The following is a 13,080-nucleotide window of genomic DNA, read 5'->3' as shown; positions in this document are numbered from 1 at the left end:
GATTACAGTAAGATATTTGCAGGTCCTTAGGTTTAGTATACAAATTTTAGAGATTATTGTGGTTTGAATGGTTTGAATACTGCAAATGTTATGGATCCTCCATAAGATCCATCCGAGATTGGTGTTGCACCTGGTTCTGATGGAGCAAAATTATGTGACTACATTGGTATGGGTGCTTGAAAGGGTCATAATAATGATCCTGAATAGTTGACTATTTCCTGGGAAGGTTTACCTTCTTCGACTAGCTATCCTGCAGCTTAGAATTGGCTTTGATTTGACGTGGTTAGACATTTTGAAGGTATTCCCATGCAGAGTGTAAAGTAGATCATTGGTGTTGAGAAGCCATGACCTTCAGAGAAGACTTTGAAAGTTGTTGAGGCTATTGTGTCGAATTCAGATGCTGGAGCATAGTTACTTAATCAGACTTAGAAGAGTGAGACTGGTGCAAGAAGCTTCATTGGGAAATTGGCTGACAATGTGATGAATTATGTTGGTGGAATGATGGATAGATCTAAAGGAGACTTTGATAAAATAGCTGGTGCTGTTTAGACTTTTGGTTAACCAATTATGGAGGCTGCTGTTAATACGGCAGGTAAAGGACTTTTAGGTGCGGTTTAGGCTTATGCTGGTGGGCCTGGTGGTTACACGAAAGGAGGGTTATAATAATAATGTTGTCTGAAGATGGTGGGTTTTTGTCTAGGGAATATTGGGAAATGTAGGCTAGGGGTTTTAGCAAGATGTAGCCTTATGAAGTTTAGATGCGTTTAGGTGTTTAGGCTTAACCTCTTGAAGAATCTCCTATTCTTCGTTGAAAACTTGTTAAGAATGTATAGAAGAAAGGTCTAGCTGCTTTCATTGTTGATGAACCAAACACTGATTTGCCTAATAAGAGGTTTTTGAAAGTTTTGATCCACAGTCTTTTTAGGCACGAGTGAACTGATCCTAATGCTTGACTTGTTACTGTTTACTATGATTACTACTGGGCTATTATGGTTAATGGTACTCATTACGGTCCTTATGATTTGTTCTTTGATGTTAGTGATCAGCGAGGTAAATTGCTTCCATACTTGTTCATTAGTGATGTGAAGTTGATTAATTCAGATGCTTACATTGATGCATATTGTCTTTGTTAATCAACCTACTGGAAGTATTAAGAGGCTAAAGAGTAGTTAGGATTTACGGCGGCTGCAATGAAGGTTACTTCTCCTGAGACATCCCTTGAAGAATTGGGTAAATGATCTGCAACTATATGAGCAATGCTTGAAGATTACAACAAGCGTTTTGTTTAGCAGTATTCGTCTTTTGTGAAGGTGTACTAGAGCTTGGTGTAGACTTGGTTGAACAAGAATATGAAGTACTAGCTTTATTATCAGCCTTAGGTCTTCAAAAGGATTCCTAACATTGCGTTTAATAGCTAGTTTATACATCTTCCTTACTTGAACAAAAAGAAGGGTGTTGCTCCGCCTGAACTGTTTCAGTTTGTTGATCAGGATTTTCCTATTTTTATGGGGCACATGTTGTAGTATCGAAATGCTGTCCTTTACTTGTTAAAGGATGTTGGTGGTGGTAATTTTAATGCTCTTCATTAGCTTTGAGGTTTGATTCACTAGGGTTCTTGAGATTCAATTAGGAGTTTGTGTTCAGGACATAATTCGATGCTTTCAGTTGATCCAAACTTTAGTTTTACTAAAATGGATTTGGATCCGAAATATGCTGCAAGTAAACCGTATGCTGTTTAACTTACTTGATATGTAAATTGTCCTTAGAATGTTTACAAGAAGCTTTTGAGTTCTGATTCTAAGGTACTTGATTGTTTGTAGACGCTTGCCATGTTTCCTTTCATGATTCAATTGATTGTTTTGGCTGGTGAAGAGGAATGGTGTTACTTTGTTGAGATCGCATTCAACAGTGATAAGTTTGGATTTAGGTTTCGGTAAAGATGGGCTACAGAATTTCTTGTTTATTGATGGGACTTTTTCCTTTGAGTTTTTAGGATCTATAGCTTGGAGATGAGAAAACGATATGCTAAGTCCACTGATCCATCCAAGTAGATGCTTGCGAATATACTCAACGTGTAAGAGTTTTGAACTGGTACTTCTGTAAGTATTGACCGAATGTTTTTTGATCCTTAGGCTTACTCTAGAGTAAATGTTGTACTTGGTTATGAGATGAGTAAGTTTAATCAAGATTGAGCGTTGAATGATTTCAAGGTCAATTTTTGGGACAAGTATTACATGAAAGAGGTTACTCTATAGATGTCCTATGAGTTGAAACCTGATATAGCGAATTGAGTTGATAGGATGTCTAATTTCGAAGTTTTTGGTATTAAGCTTGTTCCAAATTATGTGGTTTGGTGAGGAATTCAGATTGAACATTTGTTTGAGTTGTACAAGACCTTTTAGGTTATGGGCTATCCATTTGCTAATTCAAAGTCTGATCCTTTGGATACTGAAGAATATAGGGAATTCTGTGGTCTGAATGCTGTAGATGGAGATTTGGTTACGATGTCTTTTGGTACGTACACAAATTATCTCAAATCATTTGATGAGCCGGTTTATTTGGATGTTGAAGATGTGAAGATGGAAGAAGGTAAGAAGATTGAACCTGTTTATTCCTTTGCGATTCCTCTTTAAGTTGACGAAGGTGCTCTTTAATAGGCTTAGTTTTAAGAACGACGTTACAGGTGAATTATTGATAATGCTTGAAATGAATTGTCTAAGAAGAGTATAACTGCTGATCAATGAGCTATTGCTTAGACTACTTTGGATGAAACTTCGGTTAAACTATGAGAGTTGCTTGAAAAGGGTGCAGGATAAGGAGGGTTGTATCCTTCTTTAGCATAAGCTGCAATTTAGACTGCAGATTACAAGTTAGCAGGCAATGAGAATTTACAGCAGGAGTTGTAACTTGTTGTCGCCGGTGTAGTGGATCTTTGATAGGTAGACGATTAGGAGATGAATGAATTTTTGGTTAAACCTGAGTAAAGTCTAGAGCCTGTAGCAGAAGATTACAAGGTGGTCGTTGATGAATTTTAGTAGTAAAAGAAGCTGGTAGAGGAGAAGAAAGTTGTAGAGAAGACAATTGAGAAGTAAAAAGTTGATTTCGTATCTTTGGATGACTTGAAGAAGTAATAGCTTATGGACCTGTAGAAGTAAAATTGAGAATGAGAGGAAAAGCGGAAGTAAGAAGAGTAGAAATGAAAGGAGTCTGTTCTGCCTGTGACTTTAGTTTCAAAGTTTAAGTCAGTTACTGAACCCAAACCGAGTGTTTAGTAGGAGGCGATGCATGTTGATGCTCCTTTATTGTTTCCAGTTTCGAAAGTCTTATAATAATAAATAGAAGTCAAACCTGTTTAGATGGCAGATCCAATGGCTGATGTTTAGATGAATGACAAGAAGAAGAAGGCTAGTTTTCGAGACAAGTAGATTGAGAGTCTTCTTGTGAATATTGAAAGCCTCAAAAAACGAATTGAGATTCAGAGAGATAAGTAACGGGATTTTGAGACTTAGGCTGAATGAACTCAGGATAAACTTGATAAGGATCGGTTCCAAAATCAGGCAAAGAGTTTTAGAAGGCTTGTTTTGTCTCTTGAAGCTTAGGTAGCTTCTTTGACCCAATAAGTGAATTATCTCTAAGGAGGTGGTTCTGCTGCGGATGTACAGAAAGCGGCTAGATTATATGATCCAAAACACCCTTAGTTTTATGTTTCTAATCAAGATGAGATAAAGGCAAGTCTTGCTAATAAGTCATAATCTGGGCTGTTTAATTATATTCTTCCTTAGGATCGTGGAAGGACTGGAGAAGTTGGTCCTGAGTGGACGTGAAGTAGTTTGTATTAGGATGTTGGTTAACGTATCAGGAACATTCTTGATTTTCGTTTGTCCGGAGCTGGAGTTTTTGAGACCTTTAATGTTAAGGATTTCGCAATCAGCTGAGATTATTACGTGGAAGTTTCAAGATCTTGATTTAAGGCTTTGAAAAAGTAGCTCGGTGACGAAGTTATAAAGACTTACAGTGAACTACTTAGTACAGATTAATACTAGAAAGTGGTTGATGCAACTCGAGATGATTGATTAGACACTACATGGTGGAAGGAAACTGTTGGTTTGAATGACGAATAGGCTGCAAAAATGTCATCTCTTGCTTATGAGTTTGAGTATTTTGGTAAAGATGGTGAAGGAAACAAAGAAGCCATTACTGAAATGGAGACCTCAGATGTGTAAATTCCAAGTCTTTGGCTTTGATTTGTTGGTAATTGGATGTAGCTTGGTCACACGTTAGACTCTAATGAAGTGAAAGAGTCTTACATGGTTGCTTAAGAGGCTAAGAATGCTAAGTTTTAGGCTAAGATCAATGGTGTAAAGTATGTTTCTCCTCTTGATGTTTCCTAAATCCGTACAAGGATAGAGTAAGGGAAATTTGGTGCTGGGTGGCTTTTGACATCTGATTTTGGTAATGATTACTATAACAATGTGTTTGCTCGTTGGTCGCTTGAGATGAAGAATGCATTATCATTGAATGTTTACGAAGCTGATTAGGCTTAGGTTTTCAATAATAGACAAGGATTGATTTTTAAGAAGGGATATGCTTCAGACATCTACAATTGCTATCAGTACTCTAATAACATTGTTGCTAGTGGTCAAGGGGTTTCATCCATGTATACTTGAGCATTTATGGACAATCTTGCATGATTACAAGTTTCAGATTTTAGGATGCCTGCAAAAGCTGCTGGTCATGTTAATGTTGACGGTATCAGTGAGTTTGATGTTGCTCATAGTTCTTCTCCTGCCTCTGTTTTTATTCCTATTGATTGTGTACTTTAGGATGTTCATTTTAAGAAGAGTGCTTTTCATTATTTGGCTTGAGGTTATGAATTGATTGCGATCAAAGTTCAGCAGGTTTCAATGACTCCTTCTTCTGATTGCACTGTCATTATGCCTTAGGTACATTTACCTGTTCTGAATATTTCTTCGGATTAGAAGGGTTAAAAGGTTTCACCGACAGACTTTTTGAGGTGTGATGGCACGAATCGTGTCTTGGATGTTATTTAAGGGTTTTTCCCTGAACACCAAGCTTCATCGGATGCAATAATCAAAGATGTTACAAGTTTGATTAAGGGGTTTTTCGCTGATTGGTACAAGAAAATGACTACACTTAGTCTCATGTCTGGTTAGGTTGAGTCAGCTATTGAGAATTTACTCATAGCGATTTGAGATGCAGCAGCTACACCTGAAGATTTGAAGTAATGGCTTTCTGATAGATTGAAGCCTGAAGTGAAATTTTCAGTCACTGTATTCTCTGCTATTGTTGAGGAACTTGTTTGAGATTATCCAAAGGTTGTGAACAATGATTCAGGGATTGAAGTCATCCGTGCTTTGTGTGCTATTGTAGATTCTCTAGTGCTAATTCCTTACTATACGTTGAAAGAGAAGGAATTGTAGGCCTTTTAGAACATGAGGACCTATAAACATATCATGCCTATGGCTCCAATTCATGTTTACTTTGCACCGACAGCTTATCTTACTTCGTTTGCTCCTTATGTTAATGTCACCGTGAAATACAAGGCTATTTGGAGTGATCCTAAATTGTCGACTATGGATGATGCGAAGGTGAAATCAAAATTGAATGGAGCTTGAAAGGTTGTTACTCCTTATGTTGATCTGAAGGTTCCTATTTACAGCAACTCTTATGACCTTCTTACAATGTCACATTCTGGTTTTTGGGGCGCAATGCAGTATCCTAAATCTTGGACCATGTTCTATTGGCCTATTTATTCACTTCCTGCAAAGAAGGACACGGGCCCTGTTCCTTTGAATACAAGTTAACTTGTGTAGTTCAGGGATGATTTGTGATCTTTTACTGTTCAAGAATATTCAGTTCCTTATAGTCCTTAGGAAAAGGCTGCAGTGTGGATGTGATCTTTGTGAAATGTCCTGGAACATTGAAAGTCTGTAGGTCAAGGGATTTATGCCTTGCTCAATTTTATGAAGAAGGTTGTCTCTTTGCACACTGATGCGACATTGCAGGGTGATTTGTAGCTTACTTAGGTTGTAGATTTTAATGGACAGAAGAAACCTTTGGGTTAGGGTATCCTGGATATGATGCTTGCAGATGATTTCATCAAGGGATTTATCACTGCTCTTCAAGGAGGATTAGCTGACAAGTTTTCCGAGGATAGTAAGATGATTCTTGCGAAGAATGACACGATCATTCTATGGTTTTTCATTTCGGTTCTGGGTTTTAATGCTGTGAAGGATTCTGGTTGGTCTATGAAATTCGATACGTCATTTGACCCAATGCTTAGACTAAGCTAGTATACTGGTAATAAGGACTTACTTTTGGCCATGGTAAAGGAAGCTGATCTGTTCAAAAAGGTTTAGGCTATGACAACTTAGGTTTGAGTTGCTGGTTTCAAAAGGAATAGGGATTAGACGTTTAAGGAGGAGATTTAGGAGAAGTACTGAACGCATTAGAGGGCAAAATACAAAGAGGTTGAAGAAGGTTTGTTTTAATGAGATTATGATTATTCAGTGAGCTTTTGTCTCTTAGATCTTCGGCTTGAATTTGAATCTGGAGAAGGTGTCTTGAGAGTTGGGATTTGAAAGACCATTTACTCGTCTTGTTGTTATGAATCAGTTTCATGGACACTAGGTATTTGAATTGTGAATTTGAGTGATGTGTCTTCAGTTTCAGGGAATGGTGTATCGTTTCTTTCCTTTGATTCCTCTCGTTCTTTAAAGAGTCTCTTAGTTGGCACACCGGGTCTGCTTTTTGGGGTATCAAACCTGAATTCGAATTCAGCTTTTGTGGTTTTTACATCACATTCTGAGATTGTGTCTCTTCTCTTTCTGGTCTTATTTCCTTTTTGGGAGACTATTTCTGCCTGGAGGAAGTTCTAATTTTCTTTAAATTCTTCATCAGCGATTAGCTATGGTTGTATGAGATTGATGTCGTTCATTCTATTGTTGCTTGTGAGTCTGTACTATAGTGCTTGTATGATGTACTTTTCAATGATGTTTCAAGGACATTGGTACTTGTAAGTTTCGCTGATCTTATCGATGAGTCTTATCCATTCCGGGTTTTCTTCCTGAAGCATTTTGTATCTTTCTTCGAGAGACACATTTGTTGTCTTTTGGGTTGCTAGTAAGAGCTACTGAACCAGCATGATTTTAAGTTTGTCTGTCGAATAGCTGTTTGCAAAGTCTTGCATTTGAAGTGTTTTCCATACGAGACTCTTTTACACATTGTTTGAAGTCTGAAAGAGTGCAATTCTTATTGTGTGGCATCTCTCTGCTTGTTCGCGGTAGGCAAGTTTACTGAAATGGAGTTTGTTTGTGATGAAATCAATGAAGTCAAAGCTCAGATTGTCATAGGTTCTATGTGCAAGGAAATCAAATGTTCCTTCGTCTTTTCCAAAGCCTAGAGCTTGAGAAGAATGTTCATTGTATGCCAGTTCCATAAGTTCCTTGGGGATTGCAGAAGGGTTTTTTGTTGTTTTATCGTTAAGGTTGGTTGGTTTTGCACATTGTGTGAAGATTCTTTCAGTGTAAGTTTCTTTCATGAACTGTTCGAGGTTGAATCGTTGTGTCTCTGAGATGAGTTGATTGAGGAAATGGTTCTGAGGGTGTACTTTGATTAAGAAGTAGATGAAGGTAGCTGCAAGTTTCTTTGTTAGCGTGTCGAGGTTTTGATTGTTCTTTTGCTTGATTTGTGTATCCCATCCAAAGGCGAATTCCTTGTTTTCTGTAGAGACAAATGTATCATGGAATTTGATTTGCAGTGTTCTATTGACAATTGCGTTTGCTTCTGTCTTGGAATTTCCTTTAAAGTTCTCCTGTATGCATTTCCAGATGTCTTGATTACTTGTGATTACGACTGGTACGTATTTCCCAAAGTTGGCAGATTCCTTGTGCTTGATCGATGCTGACTTATGATTTGATGTGTCCATTAGGAGTTTGAGCTCTTTGAGCAAGACTTGATTTTGTTCCTGAATTGTTTAGAGTTCTTCTGAGATTAGTATACCTGCCTCTGTGATGTTTTGATCTTGAAAGTTCTGAGAGGTTCTATAGGTTTTACCTGAGAAGATTAGTTTTAGCATGTCAGCAAGTCTTGATTTTCCTGATTAAGATTCTCCAGAGAGTATAAGGTTGGTTCTGTGAATTCCTGAAGGAGTATGAGTTAGTATTTTCTGAGCGATCCATTGGAAAGTTAGTATGATTGGTAGAGCTAGTTTAGGTGGGAGTGCGCAAATGTCAAGTGGGGATTCTTGTAGTAGTGTTTGGAAGTTGATTCTGAAGTTTTGGATCGTGATTCTTTCCTCTTTGAGACTTTGTTCATTGTTGAATTGATCTCTTATCATTAACTCTACACTTGGTTTGATTGTTTGGATCAATTTACTCAGAGTTGCAGAGCTATCTTTATGTGAGAATGGAGTAATGCTTGTGATTTGCTATTGAACCAGCTTCTTTTCTTTGCTGTATTGGTTGTTTGGTTGTCTAGTTCTTCTCGTAGTTACAAATCTCTGTCATTGAATTTCGCTTTGTTCTTCTTCTTTGATGTCCTCTTGGTACTAGTTTTGGCTTTCAATGTCAATGGAATTTTGTCTGATTAATGTTGGGTCTTAAAGCTGGGTCAAAAGGAGTTGTTGATCCATTGAGAGTTCAGAATGGTTTCATTGGTTTTGGCATGCAAATAGCTTTTGGATGTTTTGGTATTGCTGTTGCATGAGTTTTTCGAAGGATTTCAAGGTGAGATAGTTCAGAAGGATCTCTTTATCGCAGAGAGAAAAGGCGTTTTTGATGGCTTTCTATTGATCCTCATTTGAGTTGAATTGCATGAGGTCACAAAGGATTGTACTTAGTGAAGTATAGACAACATGTGACTAGTATGTTTGCTTGACTTGAGGAATCGTCTGAGTGAGTTTAGGATTGTCTGTGTTTCTGTAGACAATGAGCCATTTGATGTTGCAACAAGTCTTGATTAGAAGATTGATTTGAGTATTGATGGCGTGGAAGTATCTGTGTCTGTAGTAAAAGGTGAAGAGCTTCTGTTCATTGAAAGCTTTGATCATTTCTGGGTCGTGTAACAATTCAAGTTGAGTAGTGTAATTCTATCTTTGGTTTCCTACGATAGAACTCGGGTCTTTTCTCATGTCCTTTTCTTCAAGTTCCTCTAAGTGAATGTTCAATTCTGTGAAGGATTGGAGCTGTCTCTAGAGTCTATCACTATGAGTGTAACTAAATGTTCTGAACATTGATCTGTTTTCTTCATTGCAGATGATCTCTGGGTCCAGTTTATGTGATTTGTTCGTGGAACTTATCATTAGGAAGAGTTCGTCAAAGTCTGGACATTCATTCTGAGAGTCTCTTACTCTGAACTTTTGTATCTTGTTTGCATTTCCAGTGAGATATGCAGAGTATATCTGAAGCATGATTCAGTAGACCATTCCATAATTGATGTTCTCTGAGAAATTTGCCATGAAAGTAATGATGGTTTCATTGTTCTTGGTCGTATTGAAGCCAATAAAGAGTTCATTTATGACTGGAATGTGAATCTAAAGGTTGATTGGATTGATGGTGTAGAAGGGAATGAGTCCATATCTGTCTTTGACAAAGTGTGCTTGAAGGATTGCTTGTGAAAAGACATTTCATTCTTCTTGAATGATGAAGTTTTTCTCATAAGTGGTGAAATTTGCAGAGTTCTCAACGATGAAAGGCCATATTTGTGCCTTTGTAAGCTCCTGATAGTTGTTTGTGATGGGGATCTTGAGCTATTGATGTCCCATAGAGTATGTGATGTCACTTACGCAGAGAGATTAGGGGTTCCAGGCGAGTGTTGATTGAAGATTGAGGTTGAAAAGGATTGCATCGATGAGAGAAGTAACGATTTGAGTCTTTCCAAGACTTACTTGGTATTTGTAGTAGTTTTCCAGGTTGATATTGTTCTTCAGTTCTACGAATTTGAGGTTTGCCTGATAGTATTGGTCGAATTGTGAGCTCGACAAGTCATTCTCGAGTCTCTGTTGAGGAGTTAGCATGTTGATTTGGTTCAGAAGGTTCACTGGGTTCATATTGCTGTTGTTGATGAACGATGTCTGTGATTCAGAGTCAAGGAAGATGTCATTTGCTGAACATGAGACTTCATTTGGGTCGATTTCCTGAATAGAGATGCCGTCATCGATGTCTTGTCCTGGGTGTCTGTACCTAGAGGAGAATCGGGGCTCCTGGTCACTCATTTGATGAGCTCCAGTGAGTTGCTGCCATTGAGACTTATCCATTTTTAATATTACACGTGTTGGATTTTAGTTTAAGTATTAATAGGTATGTCACTGAATCTTGATTAATTAGTGAGACTTAAAAGAGAAAATGGTGGAAGCGTTTGTAACGTTACTCATTTAATATTAGGATGACCATTTGTTCGTTTTCTTCTGATGTAGCTGGGGTCCTGGTGTACTTGACTCTGCCTGATACTGAAAGGTTGATGAATCTCTCGGGAAAGTATACGAATTTTTGAAATTGTCCTGGGACTGAAACTAGGTTTTTGCTGAGCTTTTTGACATTGAATAGTGTCTGTCTTTCGTACTGTTTCTTAACATTCTTGGGTAAGATGTTGAGTTGCTGAATGATTTGGTTCCTTCTAATGAATTGGTTGTCCCAGAGGTCGTTAAAGATGTCCTTTCTGACTTCACCAATGGGTACAATAATGGGTTTGTTGAGATTTTCATTGATTTGGAACTCACAGAGGATTTTTGAGTCTCTGAACTAGGGGTATATAGCCATCCATCCTGTTGCTGGGTTGGTACCTAGAGAGTTGACTCCAATCTTGTATTGGTTCAGTATGGTGGGGTCTCTGATTCTTTCGTCAAGTAGTCTCTATGTCTCATTGATCATGTCTTGGAGTGTGACTGTTGAGAATCTGTCATCAAACTGTTGAAAGTAGAAGGAGTAAATGATGCCTGGAGGTTCAATTATCATGCAAATTGGAAGGTATTTGCCTGTTCTTAGTTCACAAGTTGCTTCTTAATCTCAGATGTAGTCTTCGAGTCTGTTATTCTCGATTTCAAGGTATTACTAGAATGAGAAATAGGGTATACAGTGGTTTTTTGGTCTTGCTTTGACGAAAATGTCAAAGTACATTTTGCACGTTTTGAAGTAATCATTGAAGGATTTATGGTTCTATTCCTCTTGCGTTGCTAGTTTCATTACGTGTTTTTCATACTAGAGTGAGCTGGGTTTCTCGTAAGTGAATCTATAGAGGTCGTTGACCTTTTCTGAGTGAGAAAGTGGGGTTGAATCTAGTGAAATGTCATCGTCTGACGAAACTCGTTTAATTTCATTTTCGTTGAATTCTTATGCTTTTTCTTCTTCATTTTCTCTCTCAGGTGCGTGAAAGACGGGCGTTTCATCGTTCTTCTGTTCAGTTGTCTACTAGTCTTGTTACATTCTTAATATTATAGAGCTTGGTCTCTTGGTCTTATATATATGGCAATTGTCACTGTATCTAGATGATACAGTGAGTCTATACTTATATTTAATGTCGGACTCGGACTCAATAATCATAGAATTAGAATCAAGTCCAATGAGCGAGAAGAAGTCTTACAACTCTAAAAACTGGAAGAAGGATAACAATGATGAACAGGCTAGGATGTTCAAGACCCTCTTTGGTGTTTCAGTCACTTCAGGAACTCTAAATCCTTAGATGGAGAAGTAGTGATTCAAGATTGGTCAGATCATTTTCCATGCAATTCAGCTTGGACCTACACTTTAGGCTCTCCAAAATGGGGATGATCTCTCAGTATCAGAGGAGCTTTAGAGAGCAGCTGCTGTTGACATCTTCAAGAAGCTTTGTTAAGTGAGAAGCGCTGTGGAAGGCTATACCATGAAGCCATTTTACTGGGGACTTAATTTCTGGAAGAGCTAGGAAACCCAGTAGAGAAAGCTCATCTTTTCAGAAGGACATGGAAGTTAGAACCTTGAGATTGATATTGATGATTTCCCAGACCTCTTTGGTTGGATCAATGTTCAGACATTGATTGAGTACTGTCATGCCTATCTTTGTGAGGTTTCAACAGCTACTAAGGAAGAGAGAAGATTGTCTAATCTTTGAAAGGAACTGACATTGAGATATGTTCATCTGAAGCAAATTATTAAAGATTGCACAGTTGATAATGCAGAACTGAGATAGGAGCTTCTCAAGGATTGGCTCTGGGATCAAAGAGCTTAGTTCTAGCTTGTTGCTAGTGGATAGTTGAGATCTATTGATAGAGATCATGTTCCTGACTATGTTAAGACAGCTATTAAGTCTTGCTAGAAGAAGAAGGTTTAGTTTGCCATTGAAGAAGAGAAGAAGGAGAAGATTGTAAATCCTGAATAGTCACCCAAGACTCCTTATGAGATGCATTTTCCTTCCAAGTTTAGAGCTGTTGATCCTGCAGAGCTTACAGGCAGATGTGATGAAGATCTTGCTCCTATTCATCTTGAAGTCAGAATTCCAAAGGCTAAGGAATAGATGAAGGAAGAAGCTCCTGAAAACTCTGGAGTGAGAGAGCCTGATTGGGACGATATTAGAAAGGAGAGAAGTATGAATCACAACCCTAATCTCTAAGAAGTTTAAAATCAAGATGTCGAATTGTCTGGGGTTCCTGGGTATGACGATTAAAAGGGTTTCGATAACTTTACTTCACTCGTCCATTATTGAAATGTTGAGAAGATCTTGAAGGAGTTCAAAGGGTTCGGCACATTTTCGTCAACTAGTAAAAGTACAGCTAAGCTTTCCTTGTTGAGATAGGAGAACGGGCTTTGAAGAGGGATTGATCCTTAATATTTGAATTTCGAGAAATGTGGAGTTAAAATTGTCACTGGATTCCAAGCACTTTTGGAATTACCCCCCTTTGGTTTTTAGGATTTAGTGGTTTTGCTTGTTTTCGAGTGAGTTTTCACTCGTTTCTTTCAACTTTGTGGTTTGGGGGTTTTGGGTTTTTGGGGTTTTGGGGTTTTGGGTTTTGGGGGTTTTGGGGTTTTGGGGTTTTGGGGTTTTGGGGTTTTGGGGGTTTTGGGGTTTTGGGGTTTTGGGGTTTTGGGG

At 38.1% G+C, this 13,080-nt stretch carries 4 protein-coding genes; 2 read left to right on the top strand and 2 right to left on the bottom strand.

The features are described 5' to 3' along the window. Positions 1-2,405: 2,405 nt before the first annotated feature. Both JSS95_11905 and JSS95_11900 read left to right on the top strand, forming a co-directional pair. Entirely contained in the window at positions 2,406-2,633 is a 228-nt protein-coding gene (locus tag JSS95_11905) for a hypothetical protein (GenBank protein ID MBS1800516.1), read from the top strand. A gap of 3,465 nt (positions 2,634-6,098) precedes the next feature. Beyond that, entirely contained in the window at positions 6,099-6,314 is a 216-nt protein-coding gene (locus JSS95_11900) for a hypothetical protein (protein MBS1800515.1), read from the top strand. Positions 6,315-7,237: 923 nt separating this feature from the next. Here the strand turns inward: JSS95_11900 and JSS95_11895 are convergent. Next, entirely contained in the window at positions 7,238-7,948 is a 711-nt protein-coding gene (locus JSS95_11895; GenBank protein ID MBS1800514.1) for a hypothetical protein, read from the bottom strand. Between the two features lie 1,866 nt (positions 7,949-9,814). After that, the gene (locus JSS95_11890; GenBank protein ID MBS1800513.1) at positions 9,815-10,234 is read right to left on the bottom strand and encodes a hypothetical protein; all 420 of its coding nucleotides are present in this window, start codon (positions 10,232-10,234) and stop codon (positions 9,815-9,817) included. Between the last annotated feature and the right edge of the window lie 2,846 nt (positions 10,235-13,080).

It is taken from the genome of Acidobacteriota bacterium (genome assembly GCA_018268895.1).
Taxonomy (GTDB): Bacteria; Acidobacteriota; Terriglobia; order Terriglobales; family Acidobacteriaceae; genus Edaphobacter.
The sequence above is the reverse complement of the archived record's forward strand: the minus strand, read 5'-3'. Positions and strand labels throughout refer to the sequence as shown.

Coding starts and splice junctions, on each gene's coding strand:
- JSS95_11905 (MBS1800516.1), top strand. CDS start 2,406: ATGGGCTATCCATTTGCTAATTCAAAGTCTGATCCTTTGGATACTGAA.
- JSS95_11900 (MBS1800515.1), top strand. CDS start 6,099: ATGATGCTTGCAGATGATTTCATCAAGGGATTTATCACTGCTCTTCAA.
- JSS95_11895 (MBS1800514.1), bottom strand. CDS start 7,948: ATGGACACATCAAATCATAAGTCAGCATCGATCAAGCACAAGGAATCT.
- JSS95_11890 (MBS1800513.1), bottom strand. CDS start 10,234: ATGAGTGACCAGGAGCCCCGATTCTCCTCTAGGTACAGACACCCAGGA.